Annotated in this window: 14 protein-coding genes and 1 pseudogene; 2 read left to right on the top strand and 13 right to left on the bottom strand. The window is 70.9% G+C overall.

Features of this window, described 5'->3' with window-relative positions; all coding sequences use genetic code 11:
- Positions 1-93: pseudogene (locus tag ABZV42_RS21480) on the top strand (zf-HC2 domain-containing protein); the annotation flags it as partial.
- A gap of 50 nt (positions 94-143) precedes the next feature.
- Here ABZV42_RS21480 and nusB read toward each other — a convergent pair.
- The 13 genes from nusB to ABZV42_RS21415 all read right to left on the bottom strand — a co-directional run bounded on the left by nusB (position 144) and on the right by ABZV42_RS21415 (position 13,584).
- Positions 144-578 carry a transcription antitermination factor NusB gene (nusB, locus tag ABZV42_RS21475; RefSeq protein ID WP_355978152.1) on the bottom strand — a complete coding sequence of 145 codons (435 nt, stop codon included), beginning with the start codon at positions 576-578 and terminating at the stop codon, positions 144-146.
- Between the two features lie 2 nt (positions 579-580).
- On the bottom strand, positions 581-1,147 hold the full coding sequence (gene efp, locus ABZV42_RS21470; RefSeq protein WP_355978154.1) for an elongation factor P: 567 nt from the start codon (positions 1,145-1,147) through the stop codon (positions 581-583).
- 59 nt (positions 1,148-1,206) lie between these two features.
- Positions 1,207-2,313, bottom strand: coding sequence for an aminopeptidase P family protein (locus ABZV42_RS21465; RefSeq protein WP_355978156.1), 1,107 nt, complete (start codon positions 2,311-2,313; stop codon positions 1,207-1,209).
- Positions 2,314-2,641: 328 nt separating this feature from the next.
- Positions 2,642-3,556 carry a Pro-rich N-terminal domain-containing protein gene (locus ABZV42_RS21460; protein ID WP_355978158.1) on the bottom strand — a complete coding sequence of 305 codons (915 nt, stop codon included), beginning with the start codon at positions 3,554-3,556 and terminating at the stop codon, positions 2,642-2,644.
- Positions 3,557-3,747: 191 nt separating this feature from the next.
- Positions 3,748-4,839, bottom strand: a complete 1,092-nt coding sequence (aroB, locus tag ABZV42_RS21455) for a 3-dehydroquinate synthase (RefSeq protein ID WP_356053122.1) — start codon at positions 4,837-4,839, stop codon at positions 3,748-3,750.
- Positions 4,836-5,318: a shikimate kinase gene (locus tag ABZV42_RS21450; RefSeq protein ID WP_355978414.1), complete on the bottom strand. Its 483-nt coding sequence runs from the start codon at positions 5,316-5,318 to the stop codon at positions 4,836-4,838. Before ABZV42_RS21450 ends, aroB begins: the two co-directional genes overlap by 4 nt.
- 29 nt (positions 5,319-5,347) lie before the next feature.
- Positions 5,348-6,532: a chorismate synthase gene (gene aroC / locus ABZV42_RS21445; protein WP_355978163.1), complete on the bottom strand. Its 1,185-nt coding sequence runs from the start codon at positions 6,530-6,532 to the stop codon at positions 5,348-5,350.
- Between the two features lie 279 nt (positions 6,533-6,811).
- On the bottom strand, positions 6,812-7,651 hold the full coding sequence (locus ABZV42_RS21440) for a shikimate dehydrogenase (protein ID WP_356053121.1): 840 nt from the start codon (positions 7,649-7,651) through the stop codon (positions 6,812-6,814).
- The gene (gene mltG / locus ABZV42_RS21435) at positions 7,632-9,515 is read right to left on the bottom strand and encodes an endolytic transglycosylase MltG (RefSeq protein WP_356053120.1); all 1,884 of its coding nucleotides are present in this window, start codon (positions 9,513-9,515) and stop codon (positions 7,632-7,634) included. Before mltG ends, ABZV42_RS21440 begins: the two co-directional genes overlap by 20 nt.
- A 123-nt stretch (positions 9,516-9,638) precedes the next feature.
- Positions 9,639-10,103 carry a Holliday junction resolvase RuvX gene (gene ruvX, locus ABZV42_RS21430; RefSeq protein ID WP_355978170.1) on the bottom strand — a complete coding sequence of 155 codons (465 nt, stop codon included), beginning with the start codon at positions 10,101-10,103 and terminating at the stop codon, positions 9,639-9,641.
- Between the two features lie 13 nt (positions 10,104-10,116).
- Positions 10,117-12,789, bottom strand: a complete 2,673-nt coding sequence (alaS, locus tag ABZV42_RS21425) for an alanine--tRNA ligase (RefSeq protein WP_355978173.1) — start codon at positions 12,787-12,789, stop codon at positions 10,117-10,119.
- Complete coding sequence (locus ABZV42_RS21420) at positions 12,789-13,142, bottom strand: DUF6167 family protein (protein ID WP_355978175.1); 354 nt, start codon at positions 13,140-13,142, stop codon at positions 12,789-12,791. The genes alaS and ABZV42_RS21420 overlap by 1 nt, the downstream gene beginning before the upstream one ends.
- 7 nt (positions 13,143-13,149) lie before the next feature.
- Entirely contained in the window at positions 13,150-13,584 is a 435-nt protein-coding gene (locus ABZV42_RS21415; RefSeq protein ID WP_355978179.1) for a DUF948 domain-containing protein, read from the bottom strand.
- A gap of 161 nt (positions 13,585-13,745) precedes the next feature.
- Here ABZV42_RS21415 and ABZV42_RS21410 point away from each other — a divergent pair, with 161 nt between their 5' ends.
- Positions 13,746-15,914, top strand: a complete 2,169-nt coding sequence (locus ABZV42_RS21410; protein ID WP_356053118.1) for an AAA family ATPase — start codon at positions 13,746-13,748, stop codon at positions 15,912-15,914.

Below are 15,914 nucleotides of genomic sequence, written 5' to 3'. Positions count from 1 at the left end.
GGCGGAGTGACCACCGGTGTGCCCGGGGACACGGACGCCCGCGGGGCCGGAGCCGGCAGCAATGTGACGCCGTCCAGGACCCAGGGCTCCGGCCCTCCGGCGTTCCGTACGCACCCCTCGGGCCGTACGGCCGGGGCTGCCGGTCAGTCCTCGTCGCGGCGGAGCGACGGCTTCAGGTCCTTCAGCCGGCCCAGCAGGCCGTTCACGAACGAGGGCGACTCGTCCGTGGAGAACTCCTTCGCCAGCTGCACCGCCTCGTCGAGCACCACGGCGTCCGGGGTCTCGTCGACCCAGATCAGCTCGTAGGCACCGAGGCGCAGGATGTTGCGGTCGACGACCGGCATCCTGTCCAGCGTCCAGCCGACTGCGTACTGCGCGATGAGGTCGTCGATGCGCCGCGCCTTGGTGGCGTAGCCCTCGACGAGCTCCATCGTGTATTCGCTGACCGGCGGCTGCCTGGTGTCGGACCGGGAATGCCGGATCCAGTCCGCGAGGACCGTCAGAACGTCCACATCGCGCTGGTCGCCCTCGAAGAGGATCTGGAAGGCGCGCTTGCGGGCCGTGTTGCGGGCAGCCACGGTTAGCTGTTCACCCGGCCGAGGTAGTCACTGCTGCGGGTGTCGACCTTGATCTTCTCACCGGTGGTGATGAAGAGGGGGACCTGGATCTGGTGACCGGTCTCCAGGGTGGCGGGCTTGGTGCCACCGGTGGAGCGGTCGCCCTGGACGCCCGGCTCGGTCTCCTGGATGACCAGCTCGACGGCGGCCGGCAGCTCGACGAAGAGCACCGAACCCTCGTGCTGGGCGACGGTGGCCGTGAAGCCCTCGATCAGGAAGTTGGCGGCGTCGCCGACGGACTTGCGGTCGACCATCAGCTGGTCGTACGTGTCCATGTCCATGAAGACGAAGTACTCGCCGTCCATGTACGAGAACTGCATGTCGCGCTTGTCGATCGTGGCCGTCTCGACCTTGACGCCGGCGTTGAACGTCTTGTCGACGACCTTGCCGGAGAGCACGTTCTTCAGCTTGGTGCGCACGAAGGCCGGGCCCTTGCCGGGCTTGACGTGCTGGAACTCGACGACGGACCAGAGCTGGCCTCCGTCGAGCTTGAGCACCAGGCCGTTCTTGAGGTCGTTCGTGGAAGCCACGGTTGCGGAATCTCCTGGACTGACGTGGACGACCCCGGCGCACGCGCGCAGCCGTGAGGCTAGAGCGCGAGCAGTTCCTTGGTCGTGATGGTGAGTAGCTCGGGTCCGCCGTCCGCCTCAGGGCGTACGACGAGCGTGTCATCGATCCTGACACCGCCCCGGCCCGGGAGGTGGACCCCCGGTTCGACGGTGACCGGCACGCAAGCGTCCAGTTTACCCATGGCCGCGGGGGCAAGCTGCGGGTCCTCGTCGATTTCGAGCCCGACACCGTGCCCCGTCAGGGGCGAAAGGCCTTCGGTATGGCCTCCGGAGTCCAGTACCTGCCGGGCCGCGCGGTCCACGTCCCGGTAGGCGGCACCGGGTGCCAGCGCCTCCCGGCCGGCGCGCTGGGCGGCGAAGACGAGGTCGTACAGCTCGATCTGCCAGTCGGCGGGCGACGTGCCGATCACGAACGTACGGCCGATCTCGCACCGGTAGCCGCGGTAGGTCGCGCCGAGGCATACAGATAGGAAGTCGCCCTCCTCGACACGCCGGTCGGAGGGCCGGTGGCCGCGCCTTCCCGAGTTCGGGCCGGTGCCGACCGAGGTAGCGAAGGCCGGTCCGTCCGCGCCGTGGTCGACGAGCCTGCGCTCCAGCTCCAGGGCGAGATGGCGTTCCGTACGGCCGACGAGAATGGACTCGAGGAGTTCGCCGAGCGCCTGGTCGGCGATCTCCGCGCCGATCCGCAGCGCGGAGATCTCCTCCTCGTCCTTGATCACGCGCAGCTGCTCCACGGCGCCGCCCAGGTCGGCCAGGCGCAGCCTCGGCGCGACCGAACCGAGGGCGCGGTGGCGGGTCACGGTCAGGTGGTGTTCCTCGACCGCGAGCGACTCGGCGCCCTGATCGGCCGCGAGGCCGGCGGCGGTGACGGCCGGATCGCCTCCGGCGCGCGGCAGCACCCTGACGTTCAGCGCCTCGTCGGGGCGCCCTTCCACGGCTTCGCCGGCCGGTGGGCCGGCGCACAGCAGCATGTCCTCGTCGCTGCCGAGCAGGAGCACCGCGCCGAGCGGCGCGGCGCCGGCGAGATACCTCACGTTGGCGGGACGGGTGACGAGCGCTGCCTCGCTGCCGCCCGCCGTACACCGCTCCCTGAGCCGCTCTCTGCGGGTCGCGTACACCTCTGGCATGCACCGAGCCTACGAGCGCCGGCCGGATGTCGCCGGTCCGGAGGGCCGGACGGGTGGGCCCCCGCCCGCGGGCACGCCTGCGAACGCTCTCGTCGCCCCGCCGACGCGGGCCCGCACGGGCGGAGACCCCGCGCCGAACGCGGCGGCGACACCGCACGGGTAGGGACCCTCACAGAACACGGCGGCGACACCGCTCGGGCGGGGACCCTCACCGAGCACGACGGCGATCCCTCATGGCCGAAGACCCTCGCCGAACGCGGCTGTCGTCCCGGTCGGTTCGCCGCCGCGGCCGACCGGAGACCTCAGCGACCGGGCGGACCGGACCGCCTCACCACTGCGGCGGGCTGGCGATCGAGCGGGCCAGGACGTCGTCCAGGACGCAGGCCGTGGCCGCCACGTCGAGCTGGGAGTTGTCGATGATCGGGAGCCCTGAGCCGTACCACCCCGCCATCCGGCCGTGGATGCGCGCGACCTCCTCGTCGCTGAGCCTGCGGTTGCCCGAGCGCTCCGCGTTGCGCTCCAGGACCACTTCCAGGCCCGGCAGGAGCACGACCGGCAGCAGCCCGGGACCCACGTGGCGTTTCCAGCCGCCGAGGCCGACGACCGGCCGGTCCGGGAAGACGGCGTCGTCGAGGATGCACGAGATGCCGTTGGCCAGGAAGTTGCGGGCGGCGAAGCCGCAGGTGCGGCGGGCGAGACGATACTGCGCCTCGGAATGGTCGTTCCATCCCGACTGCGGGTCGGCGAAGCCCGAGCGCACCCATTCGCGTACGTCGTCGAGGCTGATGTGGGCGGTGGGCACCCGGCGGTGATCGGCCCAGTACTTGGCGACGCTGGTCTTCCCGGCGCCGGCGGGGCCGATGAGCAGGACCGCGAGCGTGGTCGCCGTGGGGTCGAGCGGGCCCGTGGCGGGCGGCGGGCTCGGCATGGCCACCGAAACGCCCGGGGGCAGCCGCACATGCCCGGTGCTGTCCGGCACGGGCGGGTGCGACGGAGGCTGCGCCGACGGGTGCTGGGGATGCGGCACCGACGGGTGCTGCGGAGGCTGCTGGGGCATCTGGTGCGGCGGCAGATGATGCTGCGGCGCCTGGGCGGGTGGGGCGCCGGGCGGCACCGGCGCTCCGGCGAAGCCCGGCGCGGGACCCTGCTGCCCCGGGTACTGTCCGGCCGGCGACCATCCGGCGGCCGGCCCTTGCCCCGGCTGGTGGGGCGGCGGCAGCGGAGCCCCCACTGCGTGCTGCATCCGGTGCCACTCCGTCTCGTACAGGCGATGAGCGCTGGTGGACGGGACCCGGTCCCGTCGCTACCGAACGGTACCTTCCCCGGCCGCCGTTGTGTGAACGGCCGGGGACCGTGCGAAGTGCCCGGGAACGAGAGGCAAAACGGGCTGAGCAGGTGTCCTTCGGACGATAAGGCCCCGCGGGGCGCGGCCTGTTACTCGCCGACCTCGCCGTAGGCCGCGAGCAGGACGGCGGGATCCGGACCCTCAAGGACGGTCGGCTTGGCCAGTCCGTCGAGGACGATGAAGCGCAGCAGGTCGCCGCGGGACTTCTTGTCGACCTTCATGTTCTCCACGAGCTTGGGCCACTGGTCGTAGCGGTAGCTCAGCGGGAGACCGACGGACTCCAGGATCGTGCGGTGCCGGTCGGCGGTGGCGTCGTCCAGACGGCCCGCGAGACGGCCGAGTTCGGCGGCGAAGTGCATGCCGACGGAGACCGCCGCGCCGTGCCGCCACTTGTAGCGCTCGTTCTTCTCGATGGCGTGGGCGAGCGTGTGGCCGTAGTTGAGGATCTCGCGCAGCCCCGACTCCTTGAGGTCGCCGGAGACGACCTCGGCCTTGACCTTGATGGAGCGCTCGATCAGCTCGGTGGTGTGCGGGCCCGCGGGCGTCCGGGCCGCCTCCGGGTCCGACTCGATGAGCTCCAGGATCACCGGGTCGGCGATGAAACCGGCCTTGATGATCTCCGCGAGCCCGGAGACGTAGTCGTTGACCGGAAGGGAGTCGAGCGCGGCCAGGTCGCACAGCACGCCCGCGGGCGGGTGGAAGGCGCCCACCAGGTTCTTGCCCTCGGCGGTGTTGATGCCGGTCTTGCCGCCGACCGCCGCGTCGACCATGGCGAGCACGGTGGTGGGGACCGCGATCCAGCGGACCCCGCGCAGCCAGGTCGCCGCCACGAAGCCGGCGAGGTCGGTGGTGGCACCGCCGCCGACTCCGACGATGACGTCGGTGCGGGTGAAGCCGGACTGGCCGAGCGCCTTCCAGCAGTAGGCCGCGACCTCTGCGGTCTTGGCCTCCTCGGCGTTGGGCACCTGGATGGCGACGGTCTCGAAGCCCTGCTCCGCCAGGTCGGCACGGAGCGCCTCACCGGTGCCCGCGAGCGCCTCGGGGTGGATCACGGCGACCCGCTTGGCCTTGCCGCCGATCAACCCGCCCAGCTCACCGAGGAGCTGACGGCCGATCAGGACCTCGTAGGGGTCGGTGCCCGCGCTGCCGCCGACCTGGACACGGGTCACTGCCTCGCTCATGCTTCCTTCAACTCCAGTGCGTCGAGGACCTCTTGGGCGACCTCTTGGGGGGTGCGTCCGTCGGTCGCCACGACCGCGCGGGCGACTTCGGTGTACAGGTGGCGGCGTGCCTCCATCAGCTCGCGCCACTGCCGGCGGGGGTTGACGGCGAGCAGCGGCCGGGCCGCGTTGAGGCCGGTGCGCTGCACCGCCTCCTCCACGTCCATGGAGAGGTAGACGACCTGGTGGCCGGCGAGCAGCGCGCGGGTGTCGGCGTCGAGGACCGACCCGCCGCCCAGCGCCAGCACACCTTCGTGTCCGGCGAGCGCCTCGCGCACCGCCCGCTTCTCGATCGCACGGAAGGCGGGCTCGCCCTCGTCGACGAAGATGTCGGCGATGGCACGGCCCTCGGCGGCCACGATGTCGTCGTCCGTGTCCCGGTAGGCGCAGCCGAGCCGCTCGGCGACGAGCGCGCCCACCGTGGACTTGCCGACCCCCATCGGGCCGACCAGGACCAGCCGTGGGGCGGTCACCGGATGACCAGGTTCTCGAGGTAGGACCGCACGTTGCGGCGGGTCTCGGTGACCGAGTCCCCGCCGAACTTCTCGGCCACCGCGTCCGCGAGGACGAGGGCGACCATGGCCTCGGCGACGATGCCGGCGGCCGGCACGGCGGACACGTCGGAGCGCTGGTGGTGGGCCTTGGCGGCTTCGCCGGTGGCGACGTCGATGGTGGCCAGCGCGCGCGGCACGGTGGCGATCGGCTTCATCGCGGCGCGGACACGCAGCAGCTCACCGGTGGTCAGACCGCCCTCGGTGCCGCCGGCGCGGCCGGAGAGGCGGCGGATGCCCTCGGGGGTGTTGACGATCTCGTCGTGGGCCTGGGAGCCGGGCACCCTGGCCAGCTCGAAGCCGTCGCCGATCTCGACGCCCTTGATCGCCTGGATGCCCATGAGGGCACCGGCGAGACGGGCGTCCAGCTTGCGGTCCCAGTGCACGTGCGAGCCGAGGCCCACCGGTACGCCGTACGCGAGCACCTCGACGACTCCGCCGAGGGTGTCGCCGTCCTTGTGGGCCTGGTCGACCTCCGCGACCATCGCCTTCGAGGCGTCGGCGTCCAGGCACCGCAGCGGGTCGGCGTCGAGCTTCTCGACGTCGGCCGGGGTGGGGTACACACCCTGCGGGGCCTTCACGGAGCAGAGTTCGACGACGTGGGAGACGATCTCGATCCCGGCCGTCTCCTTCAGGTACGAACGCGCGACGGCGCCGAGCGCCACGCGGGCCGCGGTCTCGCGGGCGGAGGCGCGCTCCAGGATCGGCCGGGCCTCGTCGAAGCCGTACTTCTGCATGCCGGCGAGGTCGGCGTGGCCGGGCCGCGGACGGGTCAGCGGGGCGTTGCGGGCGAGATCCGCGAGGATCTCCGGGGCGACCGGGTCGGCCGCCATGACCTGGTCCCACTTGGGCCACTCGGTGTTGCCGACCATGACCGCGACCGGGGAGCCGAGGGTGAGGCCGTGCCGCACGCCGCCGAGGAAGGTGACCTCGTCGCGCTCGAACTTCATCCGGGCACCGCGCCCATAGCCCAGGCGCCGCCGGGCAAGGTGGTCCGCCACCATCTCCGTGGTGATCGGCACGCCGGCGGGAAGACCCTCCAGCGTCGCGACAAGTGCGGGACCGTGGGATTCCCCCGCGGTCAGCCAGCGCAACCTGCTCAACGGTGCTCCTCATGCTCGCGCCCTGGTACTGCTGCTGCGTACACGCGTCCTCGCGTACGGCGACGGCGCGACCGGGTGCGCGGCCCTGGCCCGCCATGTCCGATCCTCCCACGTCCGGGGGCGGGAACCGGCCGCAGGTCCATCAGGCGGACGCATCCGGACGGGCCGGAGCGGCTCGCGGGCGCGGCGGCGGGCCCGCGAGCCGGTGCTCGACGGGGTCTTCCGGGGGTGTCGTCCACCGGGGGGCGTCTACCGGGGGTGTCGCCCACCGGGGGGTGTCTACCGGGCGGCGAGGGCGTGTTCGCCGGCCGTGCGCATGGCGACGAGCGGTGCCGGCGTGTGCCCGGTCATCCGCTCCACCTGGAGCACCGCCTGGTGCACGAGCAGATCGAGTCCGCCGACCACGGCTCCGCCGTACGCGGACCAGCGCGCCGCGAGATCGGTCGGCCACGGGTCGTACAGCACGTCGAAGAGGGTGGTGGGGCGCCCGGGGACGGCGGCGGCCAGCGCGTCCGTGGTCCCGGCCGGAGTCGTGGCGATCACCAGCGGTGCCCGCAGCGCGGCTTCGGCGTCGCCCCAGTCCTCGGTGCGCACCTCGATGCCGAGACGCTCGCCCCACTGCCGCATCTCGGCGGCCCGCTCCCGGCTCCGGACGTACGCGACGACCTCACCGGTGCAGATCCTCGCGAGGGCGGCCAGCGCGGAGGAGGCGGTGGCGCCGGCGCCGAGAACGGCGGCGGAGTCGACCTGCTCGATCCCTCGTTCGTGCAGCGCGGCGACCATCCCGGGGATGTCGGTGTTGTCCCCGACGCGCCGCCCGTCCTCGGTGATCACGACGGTGTTGACCGCCTCGACGGAGGCGGCCGTCTCGCTGATCTCGTCGAGCAGCGGCATGACGGCCCGTTTGAGCGGCATGGTCAGCGACAGCCCGGCCCACTCCGGTCCGAGGCCCTCGACGAAGGCGGGCAGCTTCTCCTCGTCGATCTCGAAGCGGTCGTACGTCCAGTCGCCGAGACCCAGCTCCCGGTACGCCGCGCGGTGCAGGACCGGGGAGAGGGAGTGGGCGATCGGCGAACCGAGCACGGCGGCCCGGCGGGCATCAGTTGCCCGAACTGGCATTGAACTTTTCCTTGAGCTTCTCGAATTGGGCCAGCGTCTTGGCGAATTCCGTATTGTTCTGGCCATCGGTCGCCACGAAATACAGCCAGCCGTCCTTCGTGGGGTTGAACACCGCCCTGAAGGCGTCGTCGCCCGGATTGCCGATCGGACCGGGCGGCAGACCCCGGTGATAGTACGTGTTGTACGGGTCCGGATTGCTGTTGATCTCGGACTCGCCGATATTGATCTTGCTCTGACCCTTCAGGTAATTGAAGGTCGAGTCGAACTGAAGCTTCTGATTGGTCTCGGTGTTGGTGCTCTTCAGACGGTTGTAGACGACCTCGGCCATCTTGCGGTAGTCGTCGTGCGTCTTGCCTTCCGCCTGGACCAGGCTCGCGACCGTGACCACCTGGAGCGGACTGCCGAGCTTGAGCGCCTTCGCCTTCGCCACGATGCCCATCGCCACGTACTTCTTGTTGGCCTGCGCGACCATGCTCTTCAGCACCGCCTCGGGCTTCATGCCCTTGGCGGCGGGATACGTGAGCGGATACAGGAACCCCTCCAGGGGGTCCTTTATGTCCTTGTTGGTGTTCGCCCAGCTCGGCAGCCCGAGGGTCTTGTACTTCTTCTTCGCGACGGCGCTCGTCGTGCCCTTGGCGAGTCCGAGTTTTTCGTCGATCTTCGCGTAGACCTGGGCATTGCGGAGACCGGGAGGCACGGTCACGTTGTTCTGGCTCTTGGGGTCGAGCATCAGCGCGACGGCGCTCTTGGCCGACATCCCCTTGTGCAGGATGTAGGCGCCGGCCTGAATCGACTTGCCCTTGGGATTGTCCCGCTGAGCGGACACGAACGCGTCCACGCTCTTGACGACACCGGCCGCTTTGAGCTTCTGGCCGATCACATAACCGCCCTCGCCCTTGCCGATCTCGACGGGGACCTGCCCCGTACCCTCGCCCGCGAAGTCGGGAGCCGCGCCGAAACGATTCTGGTAGTAGTGGTAGCCGAAATAACCGGCTCCCGCGAGAACACCGCCGAAGACCGCGACGACCATCAGGCAGGCGCAGCCGCTGCGGCGCTTCCTGCCCTTGCCGCCGCCCCGCTCCTTGCCGCCCCGGCCCTTCTTCGGGTCGTCCTCGTCGAAATCGTCGTCGTCATCGTCGTCGCCGCCGGAGAAGAAGGCGTGCTCGCCCTGGTCCGGCCCCGGGTCCCAGTCCGTCTCGGCCGCGGGTTCCGGCTCGGCGCGACGCCGGGCCGGCGGCTCGGGCGGCGGATAGGCGTCGGGGGTGTTGTAGAGGTCGGGCTGCTCGCTCGCGTACTGGCCGGCGTAGGGGTCGGCGGGATCGGCCGCGTAGGGCACCTGGGGCTGCGCGCCGGTACCGCTGTCGGCGTACTGCTGCTGACCCTGGTCCGGGTACTGCTGCTGACCCTGACCCTGACCCTGGCCCGGGTACTGCTGCTGCCCTTGACCGTTGTACTGCTGCTGACCTTGCCCCGGGTACTGCTGCTGGCCCTGACCGGGATACTGCTGCTGACCCTGACCCTGACCCGGGTACTGCTGCTGCCCTTGACCGTTGTACTGCTGCTGACCCTGGTCCGGATACTGCTGCTGCCCCTGACCGGGATACTGCTGCTGGCCCTGGTACTGCTGTCCCTGGTACTGCTGCTGACCCGGGTACTGCTCGTGCCGGCCCTGCGGCGGGTACTGCTGACCCTGGTACTGCTGACCCTGGCCCCAGTCGCCCTGCTGCTGCGGATAGTGCTGCGGCTGGCCGCCGTCGTAGGCGGACTGGCCGTCGGCGGCCTGCCCGCCCCATCCGCCGTCCCCGTACAACGGGTCCTCCGGATGCCACGGTTCGGAGCCAGGGCCCCGGCCATACTCAGTCATCGATCCCCTACGAGCCGCGAGCCGGCCGCGGCCGGCTCGCGTGGCCCGGCTCCCGTCCGCCTCTTAACTGTGCGACGGCTGTTCGAACACCACCGCATCGGGCGGAACGTTACCGTATCGCGATCACATGACCACTTCGACGCCCTCGCCGGGCGACTTGCCTGACACCCGTTCGGATTCCAGGGCCTGCTGGAGAATAATGACGGCCGCCGCCTGGTCGATGACCGACCGGCCCTTCTTCGATTTCACACCTGAGGCACGCAGACCCTGGCTGGCCGTGACCGTGGTCATCCTCTCATCCACGAGCCGCACCGGCACGGGGGCGATCCCGCGCGCGAGCTCCTGGGCGAAGGCACGGACCTTCACCGCGGCGGGGCCCTCGCCCCCCTTGAGGGAGCGGGGGAGTCCGACGACGACCTCGATCGGCTCGTACTCCTCGACGAGCTGCCCCAGCCGGCGGTGGGCCGCCGGGACGTCACGTCCCGGGACCGTCTCCACCGGGGTCGCGAGGATCCCGTCGGGGTCGCACGAGGCGACCCCGATCCGGGCGTCCCCGACGTCGATCGCGAGCCGACGCCCTCTGCGCATCTCCACCGTTTTCTTACTTGGCCGTCTCGGCGACGAGGCGCTGCACCGCGTCGATGGCCTCGCCGACGGCGGCGAGGTTCTGGCCGCCGCCCTGGGCGACGTCCGGCTTGCCGCCACCGCCGCCACCGAGGGTCTTGGCGGCGCTGCGGACCAGCTCACCGGCCTTCAGACCACGCTCGCGGGCGGCCTCGTTGGTGGCGATGACCGTCAGCGGCTTGCCGCCCACGACCGTGAACAGCGCCACGACCGCGGCCCGTCCACCCTGGATGCGGCCGCGCACGTCGAGGACCAGCCTGCGCAGGTCGTCGGCGCCCGTGCCGTCCGGGACCTGGCCGGTGACCAGGGCCACGCCGTTGACGTCCTTGGCGGACTCGACGAGGCCGGCGGCGGCCTGGAGGACCTTCTCCGCGCGGAACTTCTCGATCTCCTTCTCGGCGTCCTTCAGCTTGCCGAGCATGGCGGCGACCTTCTCCGGAAGCTCCTCCGAGCGGCCCTTGACCAGCTCCTGGAGCTGGGCGACGACCGTGTGCTCGCGGGCCAGGAAGTTGTACGCGTCGACGCCGACCAGGGCCTCGATGCGGCGCACGCCGGAACCGATCGACGACTCGCCGAGCAGCTTCACCAGGCCGAGCTGGGCGGTGTTGTGCACGTGCGTGCCGCCGCACAGCTCCTTGGAGAAGTCGCCGATGGTCACGACACGGACGCGCTCGCCGTACTTCTCGCCGAACTCGGCGATGGCGCCCTGCTTCTTGGCCTCGTCGATGCTCATGACCTCGGCCTGGACGTCCAGGTCGCGGGCGAGCACCTCGTTGATCTGCTGCTCCACGTCCCTCATCACGGCCGTCGGGACGGCGGAGGGGGAACCGAAGTCGAAGCGGAAGCGGCCGGGCTGGTTCTCCGAACCGGCCTGGGCGGCCGTCGGGCCGAGGGCGTCGCGCAGCGCCTGGTGCGTGAGGTGCGTGGCCGAGTGGGCGCGGGCGATGGCCGTGCGACGGCGTACGTCGATGGTGGCCTGGGCCTTGGCGCCGACGGTGACCTCGCCGACCTGGACGACGCCCTTGTGGACGTACACACCCGGGACCGGCTTCTGGCAGTCGCGGATCTCGATGACGGCGCCGGTGTCGACCCGGATGCGGCCCGTGTCGCCGATCTGGCCGCCGCCCTCGGCGTAGAACGGGGTGCGGTCGAGGACGATCTCGACCTCGTCGCCCTCGGTGGCGGCCGGGGAGGATACGCCGTCGACGAGGATGCCGACGACCGTCGACTCGGCCTCGGTGCCGTCGTAACCGACGAAGTCGGTCTCACCGGCGGCGTCGGCGATCTGACGGTAGGCGCCGAGATCGGCGTGGCCGGACTTCTTGGCACGGGCGTCGGCCTTGGCCTTGTCCCGCTGCTCCTTCATCAGGCGGCGGAAACCGTCCTCGTCCACCGACAGGCCCTGTTCGGCGGCCATTTCGAGGGTGAGGTCGATCGGGAAGCCCCAGGTGTCGTGGAGCAGGAAGGCCTTGTCCCCGGCGAGGACCGTGCCGCCGGAGTCCTTGGTGTCGGTGATGGCCGTGTCGAGGATGTTCGTGCCGGCCTTCAGCGTCTTGAGGAAGGCGGCCTCCTCGGCGAGGGCCACGGTCTCGATCCGCTGCCGGTCGCCGACCAGGTCCGGGTACTGCTGGCCCATCATCTCGATCACGACGTCGATGAGGTCCTTGACTACGGGACCGGTGGCACCGAGCAGGCGCATGTTGCGGATGGCGCGGCGCATGATGCGGCGCAGCACATAGCCGCGGCCCTCGTTGCCGGGACTCACGCCGTCGCCGATGAGCATCACGGAGGTGCGCATGTGGTCGGTGACCACACGCAGCGAGACGTCGGAGCCGTGGGCGGCGCCGTACTCGACACCTGTCAGCTCGGTGGCCTTCTTGATGACCGCCATCGAGGTGTCGATCTCGTACATGTTCTGCACGCCCTGCAGAATCATGGCGAGACGTTCCAGGCCGAGGCCGGTGTCGATGTTCTTGCTGGGCAGCTCGCCGAGGATCTCGAAGTCGTCCTTCGAGATGCCCTCGCCGCGCTCGTACTGCATGAAGACCAGGTTCCAGATCTCCACGTACCGCTCGTCGTTGACGGCCGGGCCGCCCTCGACGCCGAACTCGGGGCCGCGGTCGTAGTTGATCTCGGAACACGGGCCGCAGGGGCCCGGGACGCCCATGGACCAGTAGTTGTCCTTCTTGCCCAGGCGCTGGATACGCTCGGTCGGGACACCGATCTTGTCGCGCCAGATGGTCTCGGCCTCGTCGTCGTCGAGGTAGACCGTGATCCACAGACGCTCGGGGTCGAGGCCGTAACCGCCCTTGTCCTGGGGCGAGGTCAGCAGCTCCCAGGCGTAGGTGATGGCACCTTCCTTGAAGTAGTCCCCGAAGGAGAAGTTGCCGCACATCTGGAAGAACGTGCCGTGGCGGGTGGTCTTGCCGACCTCTTCGATGTCGGGCGTGCGCACGCACTTCTGCACGCTGGTGGCGCGCGGCCAGGGGGCCTTGACCTCACCGAGGAAGTACGGCTTGAAGGGGACCATGCCGGCGGGGACCAGGAGCAGAGTCGGGTCGTCCGCGATGAGCGACGCCGAAGGAACGACGGTGTGACCGCGCTCCTCGTAGAAGCTCAACCAGCGGCGGCGGATTTCAGCCGACTCCATCAGTGGTCCTCATTCCGGTTGTACGTGTACGTCGTGTTGTCGATGTACTTGATCTGCTTGTTGTCGTCGGACTGCTCGCCGCCGATCGCGCGGATACGGCGTTGCGGGGGCAGTTCGGAATCCGGCTGCCCGTTCAGACCGAGCACCTCGCCGAGTTCGGCCTCTCGTTGGGCCATCCCGTCGCGGACGTCGAGCGCGAACTCCTTGAGCCGGTGGCCCGCGTCGATCGCCTTGTTCGCGGCCTGCGCCGCGAGGCTCTCGGGAGTCAGCTGCCTGAGCTTGCGGTTGACCTTGGTGGTGGCCCATACACCCGCGGCTGCGCCCGCGGTGAACCAGAACGTACGGCGGAACATCGCTGCGTCAGTCCTTCTTCCGCTTTCCCCGCCGCGCGGACGGGACGGTGCGGCCCACGATCACGGTTCGCCGGGGCGCTTTGTCGGGCTCATTCTCACGACGGCCTCCGATGGCCCGGCGCACGCCGTAGCCGAACGCCGCGACCTTGACCAGCGGGCCGCCGAACGTGGAGGCGACGGTGGTCGACAGCGCCGAGGCGTTCGACGTGACCTCCTGGACGTCCGACGCGATGGCGTCGACCCGCTCGATCTGCGTCTGCGCCGAGCGCACCGCCGCGGAGGCGTCGGCCAGCAGGGGCACGGCCTGGTCGGTCACGTCCGCCACGAGCTTGGTGGTCGCCCTGAGCGTCTGGGCCAGCCTCACCAGCGCGACGGCGAGGAAGGAGACCAGGATCGCCCAGAAGACGGCCACCAGGATCCCGGCCACCTCACCACCGGACACTGTGCACCCGCTCCCTGACTGTGTGCCTGAACATCGAAAAGTCGTCACCCGACCCTATCGCGCCGGGGCCGTGGCTCCGTACCGCATTTATCCGCTCCGGCGTGTGGAGTTGCCCGAACCGATTGTACGGAGCGCTAACGGGTCAGTACGCTCCGTATCTCATGCAGCGTTCTCACCCCGCCCGGCGTTCCGGTCCTGCCGCACCGGGCAATCTGCCCCTGGAACTCGACGCGTTCGTGGGGCGCTCCGAAGAACTCACCCGGCTGGCCGAGGCCCTGGAGCGGGTCCGCCTGGTCACCGTCACCGGCATGGGGGGCGTCGGCAAGACGCGCTTCGCCGCGCACGCGGCCGCCGTGACGCGGCCACGCGACGGGGTGTGGCGCGTGGACCTGTCCGCGGTGACCGACCCGGAACTCGTCGAGTTCGCCGTGGCCGAGGCGCTCGGTCTGACGGACCACACGGCGAAGCCGCTGCGCCAGGTGCTGCTCGACCACGTGGCCGGGCGCCGGCTCCTGCTGGTCCTGGACGGCTTCGAGCACCTGGTGGACGTGAGCGCCTCGCTGGTGGGCGAGTTGCTGCGGCGGGCTCCGGGGCTGCGGGTGCTGGCCGTGGGCCGCAGACCGCTGGACATCGCGGGCGAGCGGGTGTTCCCGCTGGCTCCGCTGGCCGCGGCGGAGGCGGCGGAACTGTTCGCGGACCGGGCGTCGGCCCGGGTGCCCGGCTTCACGCTGGACGAGAGGACCACGGCGGACGTCCGGGAGCTGTGCCTGCGGCTGGACGGGATCCCGCTGGCGCTGGAGCTGGCGGCAGGACGCGTCGGCGCCCTCTCCCCCGCCCAGCTGCTCGCCCGGCTCGAGGACCGGTTCCGGCTGCTGACCGGCGGTGTGCGCGACTCCGCGCCGCGCCACCGGACGCTGCGGACGGCGATCGGCTGGAGCCACGAGCTGTGCACACCGGGGGAACGGCTGCTGTGGGCGCGGCTGTCGGTGTTCGCCGGGCAGTTCGACCTGGAAGCCGCCGAGTACGTGTGCAGCGGGGACGGACTGCACGCCGACGACGTCCTGGACGTCCTCGGCGAACTGCTCGCCCAGTCGGTCCTGTCACGCGAGGAGACCGCGGCGGGCGTGCGCTACCGGATGCTGGACACGGTCCGGGCCTACGGGGCGCACTGGCTGGAGGCGACGGGCGACGCGGAGCGGCTGCGACGCCGGCACCGCGACTGGTACATGGGCCTGGTCACCTGGTGCGAGCTGGACTGGTTCTCGCCGCGGCAGAGCGAGGTGGCGCTGCGCGTCGAGACGGAACTGCCGAATCTGCGCTGCGCGCTGGAGTACTCGCTGACCGAACCCGACGAGGCGCATCTGGGCCAGTATCTGGCGGGAGCACTGTGGTTCTACTGGGTCGGCTGCGGGCGGCTCTCCGAGGGGCGGCACTGGCTCGAGCGCAGCGTCGAACTCGACGGAGACCGTGACCAGTCACGGCTGAAGGCCCTGTGGGTGCTCGGCTATGTGGCCGTCCTCCAGGGAGACTCGGTCCCCGCGCTGTCCGCGCTCCAGGAGTGCCGCGAGGAGGCGGAACGCTGCGAGAACGCCGTCGCGGTCGCGTACGCCGAGCACCGCACCGGCTGTCTGGCCCTGGTCTCGGACGACATGGCGCGCGCCGAGGTGCTGCTGCGCTCGGCGCTGGACCGCTATCACGAGATCGGCGAACTCAACAGCAATGTGCTGATGGGCCAGGTCGAACTGGCGATGGCGCTGGCCTTCCAGGGCGACATGCCTGGCGCGGTGAAGCTGTGCGAGGACGTCCGCGGGATCTGCGAGGACCACGGGGAGCGCTGGGCGCTGGCGTACGCGCTGTACGTCCTCGCGTACCGGGCCCAGACCGAGGGTGACCAGGCGACGGCCCGCGGTCTGCTGGTGCAGGGCCTCGGCATCGCGCACGGTTTCCACGATCTGCTCGGTGCCGTTCTCGCGGTCGAGCTGCTCGCCCTGGTCACGGCGGTGGAGGGCGATGCGGCCGAGGCCGCGCTGCTCCAGGGGGCGGCGGCGCGGATGTGGCCGTCGGTGGGCCTGCCGCTGTTCGGTTCGGCGTACTACAACGCGCCGCACGAGCGCTGTGCGGCCCTGTCCCGGCAGCAGCTGGGCGACGAGCGGTACGAGGAGTGCGTACGGGCGGGCGAGCTGCTCGGCCAGGACGCGGCGGTCGCCCGTGCGCTGGGCGGTACCGGGGTCCCGCCGCTCGGGGCGGTGCCGTCGCCGCGCAGACTTCCCCCGGAATTGCGAGAGCCCGCCGTCTCACCCACCTCGAAGGGCGGGGAGACGACGGGCTGA

The sequence above is a fragment of the Streptomyces sp. NPDC005281 genome, from assembly GCF_040607495.1.
GTDB lineage: Bacteria > Actinomycetota > Actinomycetes > Streptomycetales > Streptomycetaceae > Streptomyces.
This window is presented reverse-complemented; position numbering and strand designations above follow the sequence as displayed.

Excerpts from the sequence above, each read along its gene's own strand:
- alaS (WP_355978173.1), bottom strand. The coding sequence starts at position 12,789 with ATGGAGTCGGCTGAAATCCGCCGCCGCTGGTTGAGCTTCTACGAGGAG.
- ABZV42_RS21420 (WP_355978175.1), bottom strand. The coding sequence starts at position 13,142 with ATGTTCCGCCGTACGTTCTGGTTCACCGCGGGCGCAGCCGCGGGTGTA.
- mltG (WP_356053120.1), bottom strand. The coding sequence starts at position 9,515 with ATGACTGAGTATGGCCGGGGCCCTGGCTCCGAACCGTGGCATCCGGAG.
- ABZV42_RS21460 (WP_355978158.1), bottom strand. The coding sequence starts at position 3,556 with ATGCAGCACGCAGTGGGGGCTCCGCTGCCGCCGCCCCACCAGCCGGGG.
- ABZV42_RS21440 (WP_356053121.1), bottom strand. The coding sequence starts at position 7,651 with ATGCCAGTTCGGGCAACTGATGCCCGCCGGGCCGCCGTGCTCGGTTCG.
- ABZV42_RS21450 (WP_355978414.1), bottom strand. The coding sequence starts at position 5,318 with ATGGGGGTCGGCAAGTCCACGGTGGGCGCGCTCGTCGCCGAGCGGCTC.
- ABZV42_RS21465 (WP_355978156.1), bottom strand. The coding sequence starts at position 2,313 with ATGCCAGAGGTGTACGCGACCCGCAGAGAGCGGCTCAGGGAGCGGTGT.
- aroB (WP_356053122.1), bottom strand. The coding sequence starts at position 4,839 with ATGAGCGAGGCAGTGACCCGTGTCCAGGTCGGCGGCAGCGCGGGCACC.
- ABZV42_RS21410 (WP_356053118.1), top strand. The coding sequence starts at position 13,746 with ATGCAGCGTTCTCACCCCGCCCGGCGTTCCGGTCCTGCCGCACCGGGC.
- ruvX (WP_355978170.1), bottom strand. The coding sequence starts at position 10,103 with ATGCGCAGAGGGCGTCGGCTCGCGATCGACGTCGGGGACGCCCGGATC.